Source organism: Bradyrhizobium sp. SZCCHNS1050 (assembly GCF_032484785.1).
Lineage (GTDB): Bacteria > Pseudomonadota > Alphaproteobacteria > Rhizobiales > Xanthobacteraceae > Bradyrhizobium.
Genome location: NZ_JAUETR010000001.1, coordinates 3131940 through 3155655, shown reverse-complemented (window position 1 = coordinate 3155655; position 23716 = coordinate 3131940). Strand labels below are relative to the sequence as shown.

Genomic DNA, 23716 nt, shown 5'->3' with positions numbered 1-23716 from the left:
ACGGCATGCCCGCCGAAATCGACGGGAAGAGGCTGGCGGTTCACGCCAGCTTCTTCGGCTGTTTGCCGGCGCCGTCAGCCGCTTCACGCGCCAATCGCTCGGCCTTCAGTCGCTCGCGGTTCTGATCGAAGGCGCTCTGCGCCTTTTCATAATCGCTTCTCGTCGGCTCGGCCGGCTTGAAGGCTTTTTGAGCCTCGCGCACGGCGGCCGTTGGCTTGCGCTCCGACATGATGAGAGTCCTCGTTGGGATGGTGAACGCCGCTGCGACATCCTGTCGAGACTGGCGCAGCACGGCACGGTTCAATGAAGGCCGCGGGTAGAGGGAGCACGAGCCCGCTGTCTTGGCGCGTACCAGCTCGGGCGACCACCCTGCGGCCCCATCGGGGTCCAGTCTTATTATAATCCAAATACGCCGAAGATGTTGCAAGCATTTGAACCCGACCCGGCACGATGCTCCATGGTTCCGACCGGCGGCCGGCTTACGCAAATCACGCCGTACCGTGCTTGCGGCCGGGAACGGCAGCGAGCAGCTCGCGCGTATAGGCGTGTTCGGGATTGGCGAACAGCGCCGCGGTCGGCTTCAGCTCGACGATCTCGCCCTTTTGCATGACGGCGATCCGATCGCAGATCTGCGCGGCCACCCGCAGGTCATGCGTGATGAACAGCATCGACAGACCAAGGCGCGCCTTCAAATCTTCCAGGAGCCGCAACACCTGCGCCTGGACTGACACATCGAGCGCCGACACTGCTTCGTCCGCGACGATGATCTCCGGATCCAGCGCGAGCGCGCGCGCAATGCCGATGCGCTGACGCTGGCCGCCGGAGAATTCGTGCGGATAGCGGCCGATGGCGCCGGCGTCGAGCCCGACCATGCCGAGCAGATCCTGGGCGCGCTTCAGCGCCGCGTCGAGCGGCGTGCCGCGCGCGACCATGCCGTCGGCAATGATGCGGCCGACCTTGCGGCGCGGGTTGAGCGAGGCGAACGGATCCTGGAAAATCATCTGGATGCGGTGACGCTGCGCGCGCAAGGCGCGACCCTCCAGCGCCGTGAGATCGACATCGCCGATCCGCACCGTGCCGCGATCGGCCTCGATCAGCCGCATCACCAGACGCGCAACGGATGACTTCCCCGAGCCGGACTCGCCGACGAGTCCGAGCGTCTCGCCCTGGTGGATCGCGAAATTGACCGCATGCGCGGCGCGCGTCTCGCGCTTCGGGCGGAACCAGCCGGTCGGCGTCACATAGGTCTTGTCGAGGCCGATCACCTCCACCGCCCGAGGCGCAGCCTCGCGTGACTGCCGCGGCGGCGGGTCGAACGACGGCACGGCGGCGAGCAGCGCCTTGGTGTAGTCGTGCTGCGGCCGGCAGAGCACGGCGGCGGCCGTACCCTCCTCCACCACCTTGCCATGGCGCAGAACGACGACCTGGTCGGCGATGTCGGCGACGACGCCGAAATCATGGGTGATGAACATCACCGCCATGTTGTGGCTGGCCTGCAGGTTGCGGATCAGCTTGAGGATCTGCGCCTGCGTCGTCACGTCGAGCGCGGTGGTTGGCTCGTCCGCGACGAGCACCGCAGGCTCGAGCGCCAGCGCCATCGCGATCATCGCACGCTGGCGCTGGCCGCCGGAGAGCTGATGAGGATAGGCGCGGATGATCCGTTCGGGATCGGGCAGGCCGACCTCGCGCGCCAGCGCCAGCGCCTTGTCGCGGCGCTCGCGGGGGCTCAGCAGATCATGCGCCTCGAACACCTCCATCAGTTGCTCGCCGATCCGCATCAAGGGATTGAGCGCGGTCATCGGCTCCTGGAACACCATCGCGATGCGGCGGCCGCGCAGATCGCGCCAGCCGTCCTCATCGACGGCAAGCAGGTCGCGCCCCTCGAAGCGCATCTCGCCGCTCTCCACTTTCACCGTATCGGGCAGCAGCCCGAGCAGCGCATGCGCGCACATCGACTTGCCCGAGCCGGATTCGCCGACCACGCAGACGATCCTGCCCGCGGTAAGATCGAAGGAGACGCCGTCGACGGCGTGGGCGCGCTCGGCGCCCGGCGGCAAAGCGATACGGAGGTTGCGGATGGCAACGACGGGATCAGCCACGGCTCACCTGCCCTCGCGCGACAGGCGCGGGTTGAGCGCATCGTTCAGGCCCTCGCCGATCAAATTGAGGCCAAGCACCGACAACAGGATCGCGACGCCGGGAAACACGGTGATCCACCACGCCTGACGAATGACGGTGCGGCCGGCGCCGACCATATAGCCCCAGGAGATCAGGTTGGGATCGCCGAGGCCGAGGAACGACAGCGAGGACTCCAGGAGGATCGCGGTCGCGACCATCAGCGAGGCCAGCACGATGACAGGCGACAGCGCGTTGGGCAGGATCTCGCGCCAGATGATCCAGGCATTGCTCTGGCCGGTGACGACCGCAGCCTGGACATATTCGCGGGTCCGCAGGCTCAGCACCTCGCCGCGGACCAGGCGCGCCACCGGCGGCCAGCTGACGAGGCCGATCGCGGCGACGATCGAATAGATCGACGGCTGCAGGATCGCGACCAGCACGATCGCGAGCGCAAAGCTCGGGATGGTCTGGAAGAACTCGGTGAAGCGCATCAGCGCGTCATCGACCCGGCCGCCGAAATAGCCGGCGATGGCGCCGAGCGGCACGCCGACGATCAACGCCACCAATGTCGAGACGAGGCCGACCAGCAGCGAGACGCGCGCGCCGAAGATCAGGCCGGCGAGCACGTCGCGTCCCAGCGCATCGGTGCCAAGCGGGACCTTCGACAGCGTGAACGGCGGAACGAACGGCCGCTGCACCATGCGCCACGGCGAGTTGGGAAAGTAGAACGGGCCGGCCACCGCGACGGCGATCGCCAGGGCGAGAATGATCAGCCCGATGATGCCGCTCGGGCTGCGCAGCATGGTTCGCCAGAACTGCCTCATGACGCGTACTCGATGCGCGGATCGACCAGGCGATAGACGAGGTCGGTGACGAGGTTGAAGATCAGCACCATCGCGGAGGAGACCACGAACACGCCGAGCAGGAGATTGTAGTCGCGCTGGATCAGCGCGTCATACATCAGCCGGCCGATGCCGGGCCACGCGAACACGGTCTCGGTCAATACCGCGCCGCCGACCAGCGTTCCGGCGTGGACGCCGGCGAGCGTCACCACCGGCAGCAGCGCGTTGCGTAGCACGTGGCGGCGCAGGATGACGCCGTCACGCAGGCCCTTGGCGCGCGCGGTCTTGACGAAGTCGAGCCGCTTGACCTCGAGCATCGAAGCGCGGGTCATGCGGGTGTAGGTCGCCATGAAGAACAGGCCGAGCGTCGCAGCCGGCATCGCGAGATGTGCGGCGACGTCGAGCGCGTGGCGGACTCCCGTATAGCCGGCACCGACCGTTTCATAGCCGAAGCTCGGCAACCAATCGACCCAGACCGAGAACAGCAGGATCGCGATCAGCGCGATCCAGAACAGCGGCGTTGCGTAGAAGATCAACGCGAGCACGGTAATTGCAGTATCGAGGATCGTGCCGGCGAAGCGCGCGGCGAGCGCGCCGAACAGGATGCCGAGTCCGAGCGAGATCGCGAACGCCGTGAGCGTCAGCAGCAGGGTCGCCGGCAATCGCTCGGCGATCAGCCTGGCGACCGGCGCCTGCTGGCGGAACGAGAAGCCGAGATCCAGGCTGGCGATACCCTTGACGTAGATGAGGAGCTGCTCCGGCAGCGGACGGTCGAGGCCGAATTTTTCGCGCAACTGCGCCACGAAGATCTGGTCCGAGGCACCGGCCTCGCCGGCCATGACCACGGCCGGATCGCCCGGCGCCAGCCGGATCAGGAAGAAATTCAGCACGATGATGGCGAGAAGGACGATGACGCCTTTCACGACGCGCTGGGCGATGAAGGAGAGCATGAAAGGTCCGTGAAGGTCAGCTCGGCAGGACAGCGAAACACCGGAGCGCGGGGATCATGGCCGTGCCCCGGAGTGCACCACTATTTGTCGAGCCAAGCGTCTCGGAAGCCGTCGTTGACGCCGATGCCGGTGGTGATCAGGTTCTTCACCTTGCACTTGGTGATGGTCGGGAACTGGAGCTCGAGCAGCCAGGCCACCGGCACGTCCTCAGCCAATATCTTCTGCACCTTGTCATAGGCCTCCTTGCGTTTGGCGTCGGTCGGCGCCGTGGCGCCCTCCGCGAACAGCTTGTCGACCTCCGGGTTCGAGTAGCCCTCGACATTGTTGAAGAGCTGGCCCTTGGCGATCGCCGAGGTGATGTAGTTGCGGGACACGCCGAGCGCGGGATCGCCGTACTGATACAGATAGGTGAAGGCGATGTCGTAGTCCCACTCCATGATCTTCTGGTTGCCCCCGGGCACGTCGGTCGCAATCGTCTCGATATTCATGCCGACGTCTTGAAGGTTCTGCTTCACCGCCTCGCCCCAGCGCTGCCAGGTCTCGCCATAGGCGAGCGGCAGCATGCGAATCTTTTCGCCCTTGTAGCCGGCCTCCTTGAGCAGCGCCTTGGCCTTGGCCGGGTCGTACGAATATTTCGGCACGTCGTCGGAATAGTACTTGATGGTCGATGCCGAAGGTCCGGTTGCGACCTTGCCGAGGCCGTTCCAGATCACGTCCTTGGCGAAGTCGCGATCGATGGCATACATGATCGCCTGGCGCACACTCTTGTTGGCCAGGATCGGATTGCGGTTGTTGAGCCACATCCACGACAGCGGCGAGAAGAACTCCCAGCCGGCCCCGGTGACGCAGACGCCCGGCAGCTTGGAGACGCGCGGCACGTCGAAGTTCTCGATCGAGCCGCCCGGCAGCACGTCGACCTTGCCGGTCTCGAAGGCAACCGCGCGCGCGGCGGCGTCGGGAATGATCTGCCAGTAGACCTCGTCGAGATAGGGCTTGCCCTTCTCGTGGTAGTTCGGATTTTTCACCATCCGGATGAAGGATCCCTTCTGCCATTCCTTGAACATGAAGGGGCCGGTGCCAACAGGCGCGTTGTTGTTCGGATTGGTCTTGTAGTCGGTGCCTTCATACAGGTGCTTCGGCACCATCGGCATCGAGCCGACCTCGAAGATGCCGATGAAGGGACCGAACGGCTCCTTCAGCGTGAACACCACCGTGAGATCATCCGGCGCCTCGACCTTCTCGACAATCGCGAGGTTGTTGCGAGCGCGCGCATGCGTTTGCTTCAGCATGTCGATCGAGAACAGCACGTCGGCCGACGTGAACGGCTTGCCGTCGTGCCAGGTCACGCCCTTCTTGAGCTTGAAGGTGTAGACCTTGGCATCCGGGCTGATGGTCCAGCTCTCGGCGAGGCCGGGCAGCGGCTCCAGCTTGGGACTGTAGCGCAGCAGGCCTTCGAAGATGTTGCCGGACACCATCTGCGTCGGGCCGTTCTGGACCATCGCCAGCATCAGGCCGGGCGGCTCGGGCTGGATCACCGCGTTGACCACGCCGCCGATCTTCGGCTCCTCCGCTTGCGCCGCGGACAGTCCGCAGCCAATGACCACACCCAGCAGCACCCGTTTCAACATGATGAACTTCCCAAATGTCATTGCCGGCCGCGATGCATCAAGCGCGCCAAGGTGCGCGATATCGCCATGCAGCTTCTGATGTGATGCCTGCTCTGGGCGCATGGACTGTTGGATCGTCCGCGCGCAGCGCTGTAGAACGGCTCCAATACGACCGCGGGCAACGCTTTGGAAACGCCGCCAGGACCTGTGTCGGTCGCGCAATGCGTCCACGAACGACGCGGCATCACAGGTCGAGCCCCTGATGCAAAGGCTCACACGATCATAATCGCCGCCGCAAGATGAAACTCGCGACAGCGTTAGCCCAAAAATTGAACAGGGAAAATCAGCGCCGCAGACGGGCGATCGCGCCGGAAACGATCTGCATGATCACGCCGATGATCCAGCCGACCATGATCAGCGACGTCCAGACGATGTGCGGATCTTCGCGCAGGATGATGATGGCAACGGCGAAGAACGCCGTGAGGGTTGCGAGGAAGGTCCCGAAGGCGCTCAGAAATTCGGCCGTATCGATCTTCGCCTCCGGCGAGTTCTCCTCATGAGGATGAAAAGGCAGTTGCGGCGTGTCGATGCCGAGATAGAAGCCCAGTGCCCCAGACAGCATCATCACGATCAGGAAGCCCTGTGTGGTCAGCAACGGAACGCTGGAGCCGACATGGGCCCCGACGAAGACGCCGCAGGCGGCGCCCGCCAGAGCCAGACCCGAGCGTTCGAGGATATGGGCAAACTTCCTGACGCGAAACCGCATGACCTGCCCCCAAATGTCAGACCCGCCACACGCATGCGGCGGATTCGACGCCTGGATCCGTCCTAACGGCGAGACCGTCACCCAAACGTCAAATCTGAAGCTGCACTCGCGCGAAAATTTTAGCTACATTTCTTTTGACGCCAGCATTGCCCGAAAGGGAGGGTGAATGCTGGCGCCAAGAGAGACTAGGCGGCCTTGGTGAGGCCGGCATTGAGGTGGCTCAATCTCGGCATCACCTCCTGCTTCAACAGGCGCAGCGAGTTGTGCCAGGCTTCCGGCCTGTGCTTGTAGTCGAAGCCGAACACGCACAGCGTGCCGAAGCCGCCGACCTCATGCCAGATCTTCTCGATCTTCTCGGTCACCGTCGCCGGCGAGCCGACGATCCAGTTGCGCCTGGCGCAATAGTCCACCGTCACGTCGGAATCGGGCACGTCGGGTGAGTGCTTCAGATAGTCCTTGAAGCCGAAATGACCGAGCAGGGGCAGGAAGTACTCGCCCATCATCCGTCCCATCATGTCGCCGGAGGACAAACGCCAGGCTTCCTCGTCCGTATCGGCGACGAACACCTCGCGCACCAGCCGCCAATCGCTGCGGCTGGGCTTGCGACCGGACTTCGCGGCGCCGGCCTCGACGGAGTCCCAGTGCGACGACACATAGGCGGGGTTGAGGTTGAGGCTCATCGGGATGAAGCCACGCTCACCGGCGAGCTTCAGCGTATCGGAGTTCTTCGACAGGCCGGCGACGCCGATCGGCGGATGCGGCGCCTGCACCGGCTTGATGTGCGGCTTGAGGAAGTCGAACATCACGTCGGGCTTGGTCACCGTCCAGTACTTGCCCTTGTACGTCCATGGCGCGTCCTCGGACCACATCTTCAGGATGATCTCCAGCGCCTCGCGCGTCATCTCGCGGTTCTGGCCGCTCATGCCGTCGACGTTGAACATCGCCCAGTCGCTCGGCAGGCCGGATGCGGCAATGCCGAAATTGAGCCGGCCGTCGGAGAGGTGATCGAGCATCGCGACGCGATTGGCGAGCTCGGCCGGGTGATGATAGGGCAGCAGGAAGCCGCCGGGCCCGAGCCGGATGTTCTTGGTTTCACGGAAGGCCTGCGCCAGAATCAGGTCGGGTGCCGGGTGCGGCTCCCAGGGCGCGGTGTGATGCTCGCCGATCCAGGCTTCCTGATAGCCGAGCTCGTCGAGCCACCGCAGGACCTGCAGATCCCATTCCTGCCCCTCCTTCAATCCGCACTCCGGCGGATGCGAGGGCATCGTGAAATATCCGATTTCCATGGCGCTTTCCTCTCGCGTTTGTATTGCGGCGCATCTTCGTGATGCGCTCATCGTCACGCGAGACGAAACACGACCAGACGAGTCGGCATCGCCGCACGTGGTCTGCGAAGTCTAGCACTTCGTCGGACAGCGACAATCGTCAGCCGTGTCGCGGGCGGAATGATGACCGCAGAATTTTGCAACGCTGATGCGCAACATTGCGGTCATCAATTGCACGTCAGCGTGCGCCGAACGTCGTCTTGCCGAACAGCTCCTTCTGCGTCGACGGCTGCGAACGCCAATATTGCGGAGGTGCGGCGACTTGTCCGCCGAGCTCCGCTGCCGCGTGCCAGCCCCAGCGCGGGTCATAGAGCATGCCGCGGGCCAGCGCGACCATGTCGGCCTTGCCCGAGGCCACGATCTCCTCGGCCTGCTGCGCCTGCGTGATGAGACCGACCGCAATGGTGGGAAGCCCCGTCGCCTGTTTCACGGCCGCGGCGAACGGTACCTGATAGCCGGGTCCGAGCGTGATCTTCTGCAACGGCGACACGCCGCCCGAGGAGACGTCGATCCAATCGGCGCCGCGGTGCTTCAGCGCTTGCGCAAATATGATGGTCTGATCGAGATCCCAGCCGCCGTCGACCCAGTCGGTGGCCGAGACGCGCATGCCGACCGGCTTGTCCGCAGGGAAGACGGCGCGCACCGCATCGTAAACTTCGAGCGGAAAGCGCATGCGATTCTCCAGAGACCCGCCATAGCTGTCGGTGCGCTGGTTGGCGATCGGCGACAGAAACTGATGCAACAGATAGCCATGCGCGCCGTGGAGCTCGATCGCGTCGATGCCGAGCCGCGCCGCCCGCTGCGATGCGGAAACGAACGCATCGCGAATGCGGGCCAGGCCCGCGAGATCGAGCGCCTCCGGCGCGAGCTCGCCCTCCTTGTGCGGCAAGGCCGACGGCGCGACCGTCTGCCATCCGCCGTCCGCGAGCGGAATCTGCTGTCCGCCATCCCACGGCTTGTGGCTGGAGCCCTTGCGGCCGGCATGGGCGAGCTGCATCGCAACCGCAGCCTTCGAATGTTTGCGAACCGAGGCCAGGATCGGCTTCAGCGCAGCTTCCGTCACATCGTCCCACAACCCGAGACAGCCGGGAGTGATGCGCCCGATCGGCTCGACATGCGTCGCCTCGATGCAGAACATCGCCGCGCCCGACAGCGCCAGCGTGTTGATGTGGGTGAAGTGCCAGTCATTGGCCGCGCCATTATCGGCCGAGTACTGGCACATCGGCGACACCATGATGCGGTTGGCGAGTTCGAGACTGCGCAGCTTGATCGGAGTGAACAGGGCGCTCATGCTGAGTTCCAGGCTGTGACCGTTGACGCGATGATCTGATGGCCGCGAGTGTCGATCATGGACGAGCCGCGGTCAACGCGAGCCGCCGCAGCGGTGTCGCAGCTCACTCCATCAGCGTGAACTGCAGCAGGAGCGTGCGCTGGATCATCGAGAAGTTGTCGTCGGACACCAGCGTCAGCACGGTCTCGCCCTCCGGCGTCACATGCGCATCGATGCCCTCGAGATTGTCGATCTCCTGGCCGAGATCGGCGGAGAAGATCGCCGGACCATCGACCAGCGCGCCCGGCGCAATCTGCGCCAGCGTCAGCCGGCGGATTCGAATGCCGACCCCGTTGAACAGCGAGAACTTGCGTTCGAGTACCAGAAGATCGCCCGACGGCAGCAGCACGGCATCGCTGACATCGAAGTCGTTGCTGCGAACGATGCTGAACTGTCCCGCGGCCGGTCCGCCGATCAGGAAGGCCAGCAGATTGCCGTTCGGGTCCAGACCGCGCTCGGAGAGCGCGATCAGGGTGCCGGCGAGCGGCAGGCCCTTCGGCACGACCACCAACGCCTCCAGTCCCTTGTTGTGGGGTAGCCGCTTGGCGGCCGGCGGCAGCGGCACGATCTCGCCGCGCGCGCCGGTTCCACCCTTGGCGAAGTCGTAGCGCAAGAGCTGGTTGACGCGTTCGAGGCCGACATAGACGATGTCTCCATCGCGCGCGAGCGACTCGGAATCATACCAACCGCGATCGGTGATGGGACGTCCGTCCAGACCAAGCAGCGGCGCCGCTTCGACATCGGCGAGCCCCGCGATCTCGCGGCCGGAATAGGCAATGCGGCCAGTGAACCAGCCGCCCTTGTCGCTGACCGCGAGGAAGCGTTCACCCTTGGCATCGAGCCGGATGCCGGACAGGCCGCCAAAGCCGGGAAAGGACGAGGTCAGCGCCACGCCGCTGCGATATTGCAGCATCCCGAAGCGCAGATGCGTCCGATCGCGGAGGTCGAACGAGGGCAGCGGTCGCGCGTTGACCTCGATCTTGACCGCCGATGTGACGGAGTGCTCGTCAATGGTGACGCGTCTGCGAACCGGCGCCGGCGCAAGCTGCGCAACAGCCGTCCTGGACCATGCGAATGCCGACACTCCGCCGATGGTCAGCGCAAGAAAGCGCCTGCGGTCGGCAATCGCCTGCAGCGACATCGTTAGCGGAGCCCCCTCCCCCACCTCCTCCGAGCCGGAGGAGGGACGCAGCCGGCCGACGGCCGCTTACGAATGCAGCCTGCGCTTTTGCCCCGGCGCAGGCTGCGGCGCCGCGTGGGTCTCCGTGAACAATTCGGCGAGCTTCTCGGTGATGGCGCCACCGAGCTCCTCGGCATCGACGATGGTCACCGCGCGACGGTAGTAGCGCGTGACGTCGTGGCCGATGCCGATCGCGATCAGCTCGACCGGCGAGCGAGTCTCGATCTCCTCGATGATGTGGCGCAGATGCCGCTCGAGATAGTTACCGGGATTGACCGACAGCGTGGAGTCATCGACCGGCGCACCGTCCGAGATCATCATCAGGATCTTGCGCTGCTCGGCACGCCCGAGCAGGCGCTTGTGCGCCCAGTCGAGCGCCTCGCCGTCGATGTTCTCTTTCAACAACCCCTCGCGCATCATCAGACCGAGATTCTTGCGCGCCCGCCGCCACGGCGCATCGGCCGATTTGTAGATGATGTGGCGGAGGTCGTTGAGGCGGCCGGGATTGGCCGGCTTGCCGGCGGCAAGCCACGCCTCGCGCGACTGTCCGCCCTTCCACGCCCGCGTCGTGAATCCGAGGATCTCGACCTTGACGCCGCAGCGCTCCAGCGTGCGCGCGAGAATGTCGGCGCAGGTCGCGGCCACCGTGATCGGCCGCCCACGCATCGAGCCGGAATTGTCGAGCAGCAGCGTCACCACGGTGTCGCGGAAAGTCGCTTCCTTCTCACGCATGAACGACAACGGCTGATAGGGGTCGATGACGACGCGCGACAGCCGCGCCGGATCGAGGATGCCCTCCTCGAGATCGAACTCCCAGGCGCGGTTCTGCTGCGCCATCAGCCGGCGCTGCAGCCGGTTGGCGAGCCGCGCCACGATGCCCTGCAGATGCGCGAGCTGCTTGTCGAGATAGGAGCGCAACCGCTCCAGCTCGTCATGGTCGCACAGGTCTTCCGCGGCAATGACCTCGTCGAATTTCGGCGCGAAGGCGTGATATTCGGGGCCGCGCGGCTCGTTGGCGCCGCCGCGGTTCGGACGCGTCGCCTCGCCCGGCGTCTCGTCGTCGCCGAGTTCGCCGTCGTCGAGCGTGTCAGACGCCGAGGCCTGGGCCGCCTCCATCGCGCTCTCCGACATCTCGTCCGACGTCGTCTGCGCCTGGTCGGCGCTCATCTCCTGGGCAGCGTCGGAATCCGGCGAGCCCTCGGCGCCGGACTGCTCATTGTCGCCGTCGCGATTGTCGTCGTTGTCCTCGTCCTCTTCCGAATCCGCGTTGCGCTCGTCGCCGAGATCCAGCGCCGAGAGCAGATCGTGAACCAGGTCGCCGAACTTGGCCTGGTCCTCGGTGAAACGGCCGAGCTCATCGAGGCGCTGGCCGATCCTGTCCTCGAGGAACGGACGCCAGAGATCGACCACCTTGCGCGCCGCGTTCGGCGGCGCCATGCCGGTCAGCCGCTCGCGCACCAGCATCGCCAGCGCATCCGACAGCGGTGCGTCGGCGCGGTCGGTGATCTCGTCATACTTGCCGCGATGGAAGTGGTCATCGAGCATCGCCGTGAGATTCTTGGCGACGCCGGCCATGCGTTTTGCACCGATCGCCTCGACACGCGCCTGCTCGACCGCCTCGAACACGCCACGCGCCTGCGGATTGCCCGGGATCAGCTTGCGATGGATCTTCGGATCATGGCAGGCGAGCTTCAGCGCGATCGAGTCGGCATGGCCGCGCACGACGGCGGCGTCGCGCTTGGTCATCTTGCGCGCCGGCTCCGGCAGCCGGGCCTTGCCCGGCGCGAGGCCGGGACGCTCGGCCGCGAAGGAGACTTCGAGCTCAGGCGCCCTGGCGATCGCGCGCAGGCACCCCGTGACCGACCTCTTGAAAGGTTCGGTCGGTGCTTCCTTGACGCCAGGACGGGGCTTGTTGCTCGGTGTGGTCATCTGATTCCTGCGGCTATCGTCCCGGCGAACGCCAGGCCCGATAACCACCGGCGTTCGTTTGTTCGCACTCGCTCTCCCGCATCACCCGACGAGAGAGGCCGCGGCGTATGGGTCCCGGCCCGAGGCCAGAACGACGCCGGTGTGTCAGCTCAGCGCCACGTTGATGGAGGATTCCGGCAGCTCCGCATTGAAGCAGCGCTGATAGAATTCCGCGACCAGCGGACGCTCGAGCTCGTCGCACTTGTTGAGGAACGTCACACGGAAGGCGAAGCCGATGTCACTGAAGATCTCGGCGTTCTCGGCCCAGGTGATCACCGTGCGCGGGCTCATCACCGTCGACAGATCGCCATTCGCGAAGGCGTTGCGCGTGAGGTCGGCGAGCCGCACCATCTTGTTGACGGTGTCGCGGCCCTGGGGGTTCTGATAGTGCTTGGCCTTGGCCAGCACGATCTCGACCTCCTCGTCATGGGCGAGGTAGTTGAGCGTGGTGACGATCGACCAGCGGTCCATCTGGCCCTGGTTGATCTGCTGGGTGCCGTGATAGAGGCCCGAAGTGTCGCCGAGCCCGATGGTGTTGGCGGTCGCGAACAGACGGAACGCCGGGTGCGGCTTGATGACCTTGTTCTGGTCGAGCAGGGTCAGGCGGCCCGACACTTCGAGCACGCGCTGGATCACGAACATCACGTCGGGGCGGCCGGCATCATATTCGTCGAACACCAGTGCGACGTTGTGCTGCAGCGCCCAGGGCAGGATGCCGTCGCGAAATTCGGTGACCTGCTTGCCGTCCTTCACCACGATCGCGTCCTTGCCGACGAGGTCGATGCGGCTGATATGGCTGTCGAGGTTGACGCGCACGCAGGGCCAGTTGAGTCGCGCCGCGACCTGCTCGATATGAGTCGACTTGCCCGTCCCATGGTAACCAGTCACCATCACGCGGCGGTTCTTGGCGAAGCCAGCCAGGATCGCAAGGGTGGTGGCGCGGTCGAAGCGGTAGTCGGCGTCGACTTCGGGAACATGCGGGTCGCTTGCGGAAAAGGCCGGCACCTCAAGGTCGCTGTCGATCCCGAACACCTGCCGCACCGACACCTTCATGTCGGGCACACCGGTCATCTCCTGCGCATTGGTCGTAGCGGCGGTCGTCATTCATCCTCCGAGGTCCCGGGCATTCCCGAAACCAGATTTCATGTTTGGCTGCGGTTGAAGGGCTTCGACGCCAGCCTAGCAGAGAGCACGCGCGGGCAGAAGCCTAAGCCTTGATCAAAGTTCCGTCGTTATATCATCGAGATAGGCATGAGTGGCCGTTTTCGAAAGGCTGCCCTGCGAATCGTGCCACCTTTTCGCCCACCGGCTCTTCTCGGGATCTCGACGTGGCACCCCGAGCCGGGGTTCCTACTTATCGAGGAGCTCCCCGCCCACCCTCTGTACCAACAGGAACCGCGTGGCCCATCTGCTCGATCCCCTCATTGCCTTCGTCTCAGCGCATGCGGGACTGGCTTATCTCACCCTGTTTCTGGCCGCCCTGCTGGAGGCGATCCCGATCGTGGGCTCGGTGGTTCCAGGCACGACCATCATCCTGGCGCTGAGCGCATTGATTCCGGGCGGCGAGCTGACCCTGCAATGGGTGCTGGCGACGGCGATCCTGGGCGCGGTGCTGGGGGACGGCGGGGCGTTCTGGGTCGGCCATCGCAGGCAGCGCGAGATCTTGACGAGCTGGCCGTTCTCGAACTATCCGCGCCTGGTGGCGCAGAGCGAGGCCCTGTTCCACCGTTTCGGCACCCTGGCGATCTTCTTCGCCCGCTTTATCGCGCCGATCCGCGCCGTCGTACCGATCACGGCCGGCGCGCTCGACATCCCTCCGCCCCGCTTCTACGCCGTGAACATCCCTGCCATCGTGCTGTGGGCCTGCGCCCATGTCCTGCCCGGAGTATTCGCCGTGCAGCTGTTGCACCGTTATGGCGGCATTCCGCATCATAGCCATATCGCCAAGTCCACCTGGATCATCGCGACTGTCGCGGGCACGATCGTGGTCTGGCTCGTGCTGTGGCTCGTGCGGAAGCGACGCGAAACGCAGCTGGCGGCCGGCACGGCGGAATAGGCGGACGGCGGTCGCTAGAGCGTCTCCAGGGTAGCGCCGCGCCCCGGGATGGGTCCGGTGTAGCGGGCGCGCGGCCGGATCAGGCGGCCGAACTGCAGCTGCTCGCAGGCATGGGCGATCCAGCCGACGCAGCGCGCCATCGCGAACAGCGCCAGCTCGCTTCCCGGGGGCAGCCGCAGGCTGTGAACCAGCACGGCCAGCGCGTAATCGATGTTCACGAATTCGCCGGTCGCTTCCGCGATCCGCTCGGGCACCTCGCGGGTGAATTTGCGCGGCGCACCGGCGCGCGTCAGCGCCTCCAGCAGCGAGATGGCGCGAGGGTCGCCGTGCTTGTAAACGCCGTGGCCGAAACCGGCGAAACGCTCGCCGAGCGCCACCCGCTCGCGGATCAGCGGCGCGACATCGCGATCGATGAGTGCCTTCACCAGTTGCGACGCCAGCACGCCGGCGCCGCCGTGCTGCGGTCCCTTGAGCGCCGCAAGACCCGCGATGACGGCATCGTAGAGGCTGAGGCCCGTCGACGCCGCACAGCGGACGGTGAAGGTCGACGCGTTCAGCTCATGATCGGCCAGCAGCACCAGGGTTCGGCGGATCAGGTCCGGCGCATGTTCATGTCCGGGCGCCCAACTCCGCGCGACCTGAACATGGAGCGGGTCGGCTGACGCTGGCTGGTTCAACATGGTTGCGACCACAAGCCGAACGATGCGCGCGCCGACCAGCGCCCGACCGTCGGGCGCGCGGTTGAAAGCCGCGGGATCAGCATGTGTCGCCAGCGCCAGTACCGCGATGGCGCGGTCGATCGGCGCCGCGCGCCGCGCAGCATCGGCGATGAAACCCATCTCCTCTGACACGGCCGGAAGGTTGCCTGGCGCAAACGGATCGAGCGCGGTCACGTCCCACAGCAGCGTCGCAGCATGCTCCAGCGTGCCGCGCACGGCCAAGTCGACGCAATTGACGCCGCGATAGATCGGACCGGCTTCGGTGATCGTCGACACGGCGGAATCGAACACGGGGAGGTCCGCATCGAAGCTGCGGAAGGCGCGCGGCTCGGGGGCCGGTGCGCGCCTTTCCTTCAGGGCTCGGATGTCCTCGGCGCGATAGCGGTTGCTGCGCGAATTCGGAGACGGCTCGGAGCGGACCAGTCCGCGGCTGACATAGGCGTAGAGGGTGGCCGGCGAGATCGCGAGCTCTGCCGAAGCTTCACGGGCAGATAGGTAAAGCCCACTGTCTTTTTTCATATTGATCAGCTTAATCAAGATTGATCAAGTTGTCGACTGGGCGGATCTTGTCAGCGTGATCATTCTCGAAGGAGACCCTCGCCATGACCATCCAGCTCGGCAAGACCCCGATCGGCCTCGACGGCATCGCCGCCGCCGAGACCGTGCTCAGCCACGTCGACGGCCAGCAGGGGGAGCTCATCATCGCGGGAGCGCACGTGGCCGATCTCGCCGCCGCCAGCGGCTTCGAGGGCGTGACCGCCCGGCTATGGAGCGCGGCGACGAAGCGCACCGTCGGCGAGGCCGAGGTCCGCGCCAGCCTTGGCCGTGCCCGCGAGCGTGCCTTTGCCCGGCTGCCCGAGCTGCTCGCCGCGACCTCCGGCCTGTCGATCATCGACGGCTTCCGCGCCGCCGTCGCGGCACTGCGGTCCGAACCCGGGCTCGACGACGAAGCCACGATCGTCGGCGCCTGCCCGGTGATTGCCGGCGCCCTGGTCCAGCGCGCGCAGGGAGCGAGGCCGATCGCGCCCGATCCAGACGCCGGTCACGCCGCAGACACGTTGCGGATGGTCCGCGGCGACACGCCCGAGAGCGGCGAGGTGGCGGCGCTGGACACGTATCTCGTCACCGTCAGCGATCACGGCATGAACGCCTCGACCTTCGCCGCGCGCGTCGTCGCCTCGACCCAGGCCGACCTGTTCGCGTCAGTCACCGCCGGCTATTGCGCGCTCACCGGCCCGCTGCATGGCGGCGCGCCCGAGCCGGTGCTGGAAATGCTCAACGCGATCGGCACGCGCGACAACATCAGGCCGTGGGTCGACGCGGCGCTCGGCCGTGGCGAGCGGCTGATGGGGTTCGGGCATCGGATCTATCGCGTGCGCGATCCGCGCGCCGACGTGCTCAAGAGCGCGATCGAGCGGCTGGCGGGCAGCGGGACCGACCTTCCGTTTGCGAGCGAGGTGGAGGCCTACATCCGCCAAGCGCTGCGGCAGAAGAATCCGGAGCGCGTGCTCGACACCAATGTCGAGTTCTTCACCGCCATCCTGCTCGATGCGCTGAAGATTCCGCGCCAGGCGTTCACGCCGATCTTCGCGGTGGCGCGTGCCGCCGGCTGGACGGCGCATGCCCGCGAGCAACAGCGCACCGGGCGGTTGATCCGGCCGAGCTCGGCCTATATCGGGCCGAAGCCCTGATACCTTCAACGCGCCGTGCGGCAGCCTCGCGCGCTGCCGCGCGTCAGCCCTTCACCACCGTCTTCAGGTAGTTGTAGGCCTTGATGATCTCGATCAGGCGATCCTCGGTGGAGCGATCGCCGCCATTGGCATCGGGATGGTGCTGCTTCACCAGCGCCTTGTACTTGACCTTGACATCCTCGAGCGTCGCGTCGGGACCGAGGCCCATCACCTGCAGCGCCTTGCGCTCGGCGTTGAAGACCTTGCGCGTCTCGGCCTTGGGAGCCGAGCGGGGATCCGGACGCCAACTGCCGCGGCCGTTGATCTCGGCGAATACGCTGAACGGATCGGCGGCATCGCCGAGATCGCCCTCGGCGCTGCCGGTGCCGCGCTTGGCCGACGTGTTGGCACCCATCTTCCAGGTCGGGCGGTGTCCGGTCAGCGCATCCTTCTGGTAGCGCGCGACCGCTTCGGCGTTCATCCCCGAGAAGAAATTGTAGGACTGGTTGTACTCGCGCACGTGATCGAGACAGAAGTGCCAATACTCGCGCGCGTTCTCGCGTCCCTTGGGCGCGCGATGCGAGCCCTTGTTCTTGCAGTCCGGCCACTGACAGGGCTGGGCCTCCTCGCGCACCACCGGCTGCCGCGCAGCCTGCTTCTTGGGCTTGATGCGGATGGAGTCGAAGAATTTGTTTGAATCGATCGGCATGGCGGACTTTGACTACGCAACGCGAAAAGCTTCAAGTCTTGACATTGCGAATACCTCAGGCGGGGACCGCCGATTGACGAAAAATAATTTGATGCGTATTTCCAGAGACCATGCGGACCCGAGATGCTATCATCAAAAAGTTGCGCGAAGCTTTCTCGCCCGAAAGCCTCGATGTTCAAGACGAATCACATCTGCATGAAGGCCATGTGGGCCATCAGCCGAGCGGTGAGACCCATTTCCGCGTGTATATTGTGTCGCAGGCCTTCGCCGGCAAGAGCCGTGTCGATCGCCACCGCCTGATCAACGCCGCATTGGCAGCGGAACTTGCCGGCTCGGTGCACGCGCTCGCGCTGCATGCGAAGGCGCCGGGCGAGGCTTGATCCCCAATTAGAACGCCGTGCCCGCACGGCGCGGCCGCGCCTCCTCGGTTTCGCCGCGCGGCACCGGTACGATGCGCAGCGCGGTGATGCGATTGCGCTCCCGGCGCAGCACGCGAAAGCGGAAGCCGTGGAACGTGAAGCTCTGGCCGCGCTCGGGGATCGAACGCGCCTCGTGAATGACGAGACCGGCAACTGTCGTTGCTTCCTCATCGGGCAGCGTCCAGTCCATCGCGCGATTGAGATCGCGGATCGGCACTGAGCCATCGACGACGACGGACCCGTCCGGCTGCAGGCGCACCCCCGCGACCTGCACATCTTGCTCGTCGGAGATGTCGCCGACGATCTCCTCCAGAATATCCTCCAGCGTGACGATGCCTTCGACCTCGCCATACTCGTCGACCACGAGCGCGAAATGCGTCTTGCGCCGGCGGAACGCCTTCAGCTGTTCCGACACGGAGCGCATCTCCGGTACGAACCACGGCGGGAGGGCGAGTGAAGCAACGTCGATGTGCGACACATCGCCCTCGGCGGCGCGGATCGCACGCAGCAGGTCCTTCGCATGCAGCACGCCGATGATGTTCTCCGGCGTGCCGCGCCACAGCGGGATGCGTGTGTACTCGGTGGCGAGCACCTCGCGCACCAGTTCCTCCTGCGGCAGGTCCGCATTCACCATCACCATTTCGGTGCGGTGGACCATCACGTCGGACACCTGCAATTCGCGCAGATCGAGCAGGCCGCCGAGCATGTCGCGGTCCTGCTTCTCGACCTTGCCTTCATGATGCAACAGATCGACGGCACCGCGCAGGCGTTCGGTCGGCGACAGGATCGGCTGATTGGCCCCGACCTTGAAGCCGATCAGCCGCATCAGCCCGCGCACGATCGCTTCGATCACTGCGAGCACCGGACCGAGCACGAACACGGTCGCGCGCATCGGCCTGGCGACCGCGAGCGAGACGCGATCCGGCGCATTGATCGCGATCGTCTTCGGCAGCACCTCGGCAAAGATCACGACCAGCGCGGTCATCACGCCGGTCGCGTAGAGCACGCCGACCTCACCGAACCAGGCGGTAAAAATACCGGTCGCCAGCGCGGAGGCGCCGATATTGGCGATGTTGTTGCCGAGCAGCAGGGCCCCGATCAGCCGTTCGCGCATGTCGAACAGGCTCGACACCACATCGGCATCGCGATTGCCCTGCTTCGACAGCCGCAGCATCGAGGCGCGGGAGGCACCGGTCAGCGCGGTCTCGCTCAGCGCAAAGAAGGCCGAGGCGGCGAGGAGGAGGATGACGACGGAGAGTGTGAACCAGTCCATGACGCCGATGTCGCTCTGTAGGGAGGCCGCCGATGATCCGTTGGCACTGCTCAATACGGCGTAAAGCCCGGGATCAGCCTCTGCTGCGCAATTTGGCCTGGAGAAAGTCGCGGACGCGCGCCGGATCGACGTCCTTCGCGATGACGGCGCGGCCGATGGCTTCCATCAGGATGAAGGTGAGCTTGCCGCGCTTGACCTTCTTGTCCTGCGCCATCAAGGCCAAGAGCCGATCGGCGTCGCCGATCCCCTCCTGGGCGAAGCCGGCGATGTCCTGCAGATGGGTCGGCAGACCGACCGCGGCAAGGTGACGCTCGATCCTGACGACGTCGTCGGGCGGCAGCATGCCGAGTTCGGCCGAGAACTGCGCCGCCAGCACCATGCCGACCGCGACGCCCTCGCCGTGGAATAGCCGGTCGGAGAAGCCGGTCACGGCCTCCAGCGCATGGCCGAAGGTGTGGCCGAGATTGAGCAGCGCCCGGTCGCCGGTCTCGCGCTCGTCGCGGGCGACGATCGCCGCCTTGGCGCGACAGGAGGTCGCGACCGCGTGCTCACGCGCCGCACCGCCCTTGACGATGTCGGCATGGTTGGCCTCGAGCCAGGCGAAGAAGCTGGCATCGCCGAGCAGGCCGTATTTGGCGACCTCGGCATAGCCGGCGCGGAACTGGCGCGGCGACAGGGTGTCGAGCACGGCCGTGTCGGCGATCACCAGCACCGGTTGGTGGAAGGCGCCGAGCAGGTTCTTGCCCTGGGGCGAATTGATGCCGGTCTTGCCGCCGACGGAGGAATCGACCTGCGCCAGCAGCGAGGTCGGCACCTGCACGAAATCGACGCCGCGGCGCAGGATGGCGGCCGCGAAGCCGGCGAGATCCCCGACCACCCCGCCGCCGAGCGCGATGACGAGATCGTTGCGCTCGATCCTGGCAGCGATCAGCGCCTCGCTGACCTTCTCCAGGCCTGCATAGGTCTTGGAGCCCTCGCCCTCATCGACCACGATCGTGGACGCCGGGATGCCCGCCTCCGCCAGGATCGCCTCGGCCGGCTTCAGCCAATGCGCGGCCACGGTACGGTCGGTGACGATGGCGGTGCGCACGCCGGGCCGCAGCGCCGCGATCCGCTGGCCGAGTGAAGCCACCACGCCGCGGCCGATGACGATGTCATAGGCGCGCTCGCCGAGCGCGACGTCGACGATGATCGGATCGGAATGCTTCAGTGGTGCTGTCATCGGAGCGCGCCCATCGCCTGCGGAGGATCGGGTTGAACTGGATCGGGTTGTGGTCCGGCCGGCCCCGCCTCGGTCTCCGGTGGCGAGAAGAACGCCTGCAGCGCCTCCATGCAGTCCTCGACAACGCGATCATGCGGCACATCGCGCGAGCAGATCGTGAGATCGGCAAGCTGGTAGACCGGCTCGCGCTCGACGAGCAGGCGAGCGACCGTGCCTTCCGGATCGGCGGTCTGCAGCAGCGGCCGGTCGGCCCGCCGCCGGACGCGGCGCATGATCACGTCGGCATCGGCCTTGAGCCACACCGAGACCGCCTTCTCCTGGATGCGCCGCCGCGTCTCCTCGCGCATGAAGGCGCCGCCACCGGTTGCCAGCACCGCCGGACCATTTTCGAGCAGGCGGGCGATCACCCTGGCCTCGCCGTTGCGGAAATAGTCCTCGCCGCGCGACTCGAAGATTTCCGGTATGGTCATGCCGGCCGCGGTCTCGATCTCGGTGTCCGCATCGACGAAGGGCAGCCGCAACCGCGCCGCTAGCCGCCGGCCCACGGTCGACTTGCCGACACCCATCATACCGACCAGCACGATCAGTCGCTTGCCGAGGCCTGCGAGAATCGCGGCCTCCGGAGCGGCTGGGCTGGGTGCGGGTTGCGTCGTGTCGGTCATCTCCAGGCTTCTAACCCAGCCCCTGCTGCTTTCAAAGGCATCCTGTTCCGTCCCCCCGAGCCAAGGCGAGCTGCCCGGTCTGCCCGACGGGCTTGCAAGGCCGATGCGAACATGTTGGATGAAACCGTTCCCTTTCTGGTGGCCTGCGCGACCGACATGCCCAGCCTGTTCCGCTTCCTGACCGTCATCGCCGTCATCGTCGGCGTGGTCTATGGCGCGATCTACGCGCTGGCGAATTTCGTCAATCCGAAGCCGCGCGAGATGACGGTGACGATCCCGCCCGACAGGTTCCAGAAGAGATGAGCGGCGCCGCGGCGACGAACCGAAAAGCCACAGGGCATTGATTAAGAATTTTGCGGTTGTCTGAGGCGGCCGGGCGCCGCGATATCGGCCAGATTTGCAGTCACCGCTCGCCGTGCCGGCACGAATACCTCGTAGTGATTCGATCGCCTCGGACGCAGCGGATTTCACGACATGAAGGTCAAGGCCTCCGACGCCGGGCTGATGAGCCTGTTCCTCGACATGATGGCCGCCGAGCAGGGCGCCGGTCAGAACACGCTGGACGCCTATCGCCGCGACCTCACCGATCTCTCCGAATTTCTCGGCGGCAAGGCCAACGGCTTCGCCACGGCCGACACCCAGGCCTTGCGCGATTATCTCGCCAATCTCGACACCAGGGGTTTCAAATCCTCCAGCGTGGCGCGGCGGCTGTCGGCGATGCGGCACCTGTTTCGCTTCCTGCTGAGCGAGCGCATCCGCAGCGACGATCCCGCCGCCATCCTGTCGGGCCCGAAACGCGGCCGGCCGCTGCCCAAGGTGCTGTCGATCGGCGATGTCGACCGCATGCTGACCCGCGCCAAGGAGCTCTCCGAGGTCGCCGACGCCTCGCCGTCGCAGCGGCTACGGGCGCTGCGACTGTATTGCCTGCTCGAGGTGCTCTACGCCACCGGCCTGCGCGTCTCCGAGCTGGTGGCGCTGCCGCGCACCGCGGCGCGCAACGACGCCCGCATGATCGTGGTGCGCGGCAAGGGCAACAAGGAGCGGCTGGTGCCGCTGAACCAGGCCTCGCGCCAGGCGATGGCCGACTATCTCGCCGCCCTGGATGCGCTGAAGCCCGAGAAGAAGGCCAGCGTCACCTTCGGCAAATGGCTGTTTCCCTCGTTCGGCGAGAGCGGCCATCTCACCCGCCAGCACTTCGCCCGCGACCTCAAGGAGCTGGCGGTGGCGAGCGGCCTGCCGGCCCGGCTGGTGTCGCCGCACGTGCTGCGCCACGCCTTCGCCAGCCATCTGCTGCACAACGGCGCCGACCTGCGCATCGTCCAGACCCTGCTCGGCCACACCGACATCTCGACCACCCAGATCTACACCCACGTGGTCGAGGAGCGCCTCAAGAGCCTGGTGCGGGACCTGCACCCGCTGGCCGAGACCTGACCTCGCTTCACACCTTCCCGAAACCAAATCCGCCGGCGTGACGCCCGGCCGGCTTGACTTCGCGCCCGTCTGCCCCGAAAGAGCGCCATCCTGCCCGCGATCCCGGCGCGATGCCTGGAGGCTGGGCACCGATCGTACCCTAAGCTCCTGAAGTCCTTCATCTTCAGGTCCGAAGGCCGAACCGATTTCGTCTCCCAGCGCTCTTCCTTCAGCTCTTCCATGCCGGATCCCATGCGCAGCTACCTCGATTTCGAAAAGCCCGTTGCCGAGCTTGATTCCAAGGTCGATGAACTCCGGGCGATGGCCGCCTCCGGCACCGATATCGGCGAGGAGGTCAGCCGGATCGAGGAGAAGGCCGGCCAAGCGTTGGCCGAGCTCTACGCCACGCTCACGCCGTGGCAGAAGACCATGGTGGCCCGCCATCCGCAGCGGCCACACTTCACCGATTTCGTGGGTGGCCTGATCACCGAGTTCACGCCGCTCGCCGGCGACCGCAAGTTCGGCGAGGACGCCGCCTTGCTGGGCGGCTTCGGCCGCTTCCGCGGCGAGCCGATCTGCGTGATGGGCCAGGAAAAGGGCGCCACCACCGAATCCCGCCTCAAGCACAATTTCGGCATGGCCCGCCCCGAGGGCTACCGCAAGGCGGTCCGCCTGATGGAAATGGCCGAGCGGTTCGGCATCCCGGTGCTGTCGCTGGTCGATTCCGCCGGCGCCTATCCCGGCATCGGTGCCGAGGAGCGCGGCCAGGCCGAGGCCATCGCCCGCTCCACCGACGCCTGCCTGGCGCTCGGCGTCCCGAACGTGGCGATCATCACCGGCGAGGGCATGTCGGGCGGCGCCATCGCGCTGACCACCGCAAACCGGGTGCTGATGCTGGAGCACGCGATCTACAGCGTGATCTCGCCGGAGGCCGCCTCCTCGATCCTGTGGCGCGACGGCACCAAGGCGCAGGAAGCCGCCAACAGCATGAAGATCACCGCCCAGGACATGCTGCGTTTCGGCGTGGTCGACACCATCCTCAAGGAGCCGGTCGGCGGCGCCCACCGCGACCCGGCGGCGATGATCGCCGCCACCGGCGAGGCGATCGCCCAGGCGCTCGACGAGCTGAAGGGGCTCGACGCCGACGCCATCCGCAAGCAGCGCCGGCAGAAGTTCATCGAGATCGGCCGCAAGCTCGGCTGAGCGGGCTTGCGCCGGGACCTCGGCGCTCGCGGTTTTGTGAGTCTTTCCAGCCGTTTGGCCGCATTTCGGCCCCGCCGGCGGGGTCTGCTGTTTAGGAGTTGTTGACCAAGGCGGCCGGGGCCTTTCGGCATCACCGGAGCGCGGGTTGCGAGGCTTGGGGTCAAAGGCTACAATTTTAATCAATGGTTTGACGGCATGACGCAGGGTCGACCCGTGATTTATCCAGCTTTCGGGCCGATCGCGTGAGATGAGACTGGGGTGTTGCGGCATGCCGGGTTTGCGGGGAG

Annotated in this window: 22 protein-coding genes; 6 read left to right on the top strand and 16 right to left on the bottom strand. The window is 66.0% G+C overall.

Annotated features, from left to right (window positions below; genetic code table 11):
- Positions 1-40: 40 nt before the first annotated feature.
- The 11 genes from QX094_RS14285 to cobS form a co-directional block, all read right to left on the bottom strand.
- Positions 41-229: a hypothetical protein gene (locus QX094_RS14285; protein WP_315715240.1), complete on the bottom strand. Its 189-nt coding sequence runs from the start codon at positions 227-229 to the stop codon at positions 41-43.
- 259 nt (positions 230-488) lie between these two features.
- Positions 489-2099: an ABC transporter ATP-binding protein gene (locus QX094_RS14280; RefSeq protein ID WP_315715239.1), complete on the bottom strand. Its 1611-nt coding sequence runs from the start codon at positions 2097-2099 to the stop codon at positions 489-491.
- A 3-nt stretch (positions 2100-2102) separates the two neighbouring features.
- Positions 2103-2942, bottom strand: a complete 840-nt coding sequence (locus QX094_RS14275) for an ABC transporter permease (RefSeq protein ID WP_316174482.1) — start codon at positions 2940-2942, stop codon at positions 2103-2105.
- Complete coding sequence (locus QX094_RS14270) at positions 2939-3910, bottom strand: ABC transporter permease (RefSeq protein ID WP_315735163.1); 972 nt, start codon at positions 3908-3910, stop codon at positions 2939-2941. The genes QX094_RS14275 and QX094_RS14270 overlap by 4 nt, the downstream gene beginning before the upstream one ends.
- Before the next feature lie 80 nt (positions 3911-3990).
- Positions 3991-5538, bottom strand: coding sequence for an ABC transporter substrate-binding protein (locus QX094_RS14265; protein ID WP_315752302.1), 1548 nt, complete (start codon positions 5536-5538; stop codon positions 3991-3993).
- 322 nt (positions 5539-5860) lie between these two features.
- Positions 5861-6283: a hypothetical protein gene (locus QX094_RS14260; RefSeq protein ID WP_315715425.1), complete on the bottom strand. Its 423-nt coding sequence runs from the start codon at positions 6281-6283 to the stop codon at positions 5861-5863.
- Between the two features lie 185 nt (positions 6284-6468).
- Entirely contained in the window at positions 6469-7569 is a 1101-nt protein-coding gene (locus QX094_RS14255; protein WP_315715235.1) for an LLM class flavin-dependent oxidoreductase, read from the bottom strand.
- A 217-nt stretch (positions 7570-7786) separates the two neighbouring features.
- Positions 7787-8899, bottom strand: a complete 1113-nt coding sequence (locus tag QX094_RS14250; RefSeq protein ID WP_316174480.1) for an NADH:flavin oxidoreductase/NADH oxidase — start codon at positions 8897-8899, stop codon at positions 7787-7789.
- A 103-nt stretch (positions 8900-9002) separates the two neighbouring features.
- A complete protein-coding gene (locus QX094_RS14245) occupies positions 9003-10079 on the bottom strand; it encodes an esterase-like activity of phytase family protein (RefSeq protein WP_315715233.1) in 1077 nt (358 codons plus the stop codon).
- Between the two features lie 66 nt (positions 10080-10145).
- Positions 10146-12047 (bottom strand): cobaltochelatase subunit CobT, encoded by a 1902-nt coding sequence (gene cobT / locus QX094_RS14240; protein WP_315715232.1) that lies wholly within the window; start codon positions 12045-12047, stop codon positions 10146-10148.
- Between the two features lie 144 nt (positions 12048-12191).
- Complete coding sequence (cobS, locus tag QX094_RS14235; protein ID WP_315715231.1) at positions 12192-13190, bottom strand: cobaltochelatase subunit CobS; 999 nt, start codon at positions 13188-13190, stop codon at positions 12192-12194.
- Between the two features lie 295 nt (positions 13191-13485).
- Between cobS and QX094_RS14230 the strand changes: the two genes are divergently transcribed.
- Entirely contained in the window at positions 13486-14142 is a 657-nt protein-coding gene (locus QX094_RS14230) for a DedA family protein (RefSeq protein WP_316174478.1), read from the top strand.
- Between the two features lie 14 nt (positions 14143-14156).
- Here QX094_RS14230 and QX094_RS14225 read toward each other — a convergent pair whose 3' ends face one another.
- Positions 14157-15380 carry a citrate synthase family protein gene (locus QX094_RS14225; protein WP_316170982.1) on the bottom strand — a complete coding sequence of 408 codons (1224 nt, stop codon included), beginning with the start codon at positions 15378-15380 and terminating at the stop codon, positions 14157-14159.
- An 83-nt stretch (positions 15381-15463) separates the two neighbouring features.
- Here QX094_RS14225 and QX094_RS14220 point away from each other — a divergent pair, with 83 nt between their 5' ends.
- On the top strand, positions 15464-16552 hold the full coding sequence (locus QX094_RS14220) for a citrate synthase/methylcitrate synthase (protein ID WP_315715228.1): 1089 nt from the start codon (positions 15464-15466) through the stop codon (positions 16550-16552).
- Between the two features lie 43 nt (positions 16553-16595).
- On the opposite strand, the gene QX094_RS14215 is transcribed toward QX094_RS14220, so the two are convergent.
- Positions 16596-17240, bottom strand: coding sequence for a J domain-containing protein (locus QX094_RS14215; protein ID WP_315715227.1), 645 nt, complete (start codon positions 17238-17240; stop codon positions 16596-16598).
- Between the two features lie 110 nt (positions 17241-17350).
- Between QX094_RS14215 and QX094_RS14210 the strand changes: the two genes are divergently transcribed.
- Positions 17351-17620 carry a BolA family protein gene (locus QX094_RS14210; protein WP_316174476.1) on the top strand — a complete coding sequence of 90 codons (270 nt, stop codon included), beginning with the start codon at positions 17351-17353 and terminating at the stop codon, positions 17618-17620.
- Positions 17621-17627: 7 nt separating this feature from the next.
- Here QX094_RS14210 and QX094_RS14205 read toward each other — a convergent pair whose 3' ends face one another.
- The 3 genes from QX094_RS14205 to QX094_RS14195 all read right to left on the bottom strand — a co-directional run bounded on the left by QX094_RS14205 (position 17628) and on the right by QX094_RS14195 (position 20816).
- Complete coding sequence (locus QX094_RS14205; protein WP_315715225.1) at positions 17628-18932, bottom strand: HlyC/CorC family transporter; 1305 nt, start codon at positions 18930-18932, stop codon at positions 17628-17630.
- 73 nt (positions 18933-19005) lie between these two features.
- Positions 19006-20154, bottom strand: coding sequence for a 3-dehydroquinate synthase (aroB, locus tag QX094_RS14200; RefSeq protein WP_316174475.1), 1149 nt, complete (start codon positions 20152-20154; stop codon positions 19006-19008).
- Positions 20151-20816 carry a shikimate kinase gene (locus QX094_RS14195; protein ID WP_315715223.1) on the bottom strand — a complete coding sequence of 222 codons (666 nt, stop codon included), beginning with the start codon at positions 20814-20816 and terminating at the stop codon, positions 20151-20153. Before QX094_RS14195 ends, aroB begins: the two co-directional genes overlap by 4 nt.
- A 156-nt stretch (positions 20817-20972) precedes the next feature.
- On the opposite strand from QX094_RS14195, the gene QX094_RS14190 reads away from it, so the two are divergent.
- The 3 genes from QX094_RS14190 to QX094_RS14180 all read left to right on the top strand — a co-directional run bounded on the left by QX094_RS14190 (position 20973) and on the right by QX094_RS14180 (position 23429).
- Positions 20973-21119 (top strand): histidine kinase, encoded by a 147-nt coding sequence (locus QX094_RS14190; RefSeq protein WP_315715424.1) that lies wholly within the window; start codon positions 20973-20975, stop codon positions 21117-21119.
- A gap of 171 nt (positions 21120-21290) precedes the next feature.
- Positions 21291-22247 carry a site-specific tyrosine recombinase XerD gene (xerD, locus tag QX094_RS14185; protein ID WP_316174474.1) on the top strand — a complete coding sequence of 319 codons (957 nt, stop codon included), beginning with the start codon at positions 21291-21293 and terminating at the stop codon, positions 22245-22247.
- A gap of 219 nt (positions 22248-22466) precedes the next feature.
- The gene (locus QX094_RS14180; RefSeq protein ID WP_315756907.1) at positions 22467-23429 is read left to right on the top strand and encodes an acetyl-CoA carboxylase carboxyltransferase subunit alpha; all 963 of its coding nucleotides are present in this window, start codon (positions 22467-22469) and stop codon (positions 23427-23429) included.
- Positions 23430-23716: the final 287 nt, after the last annotated feature.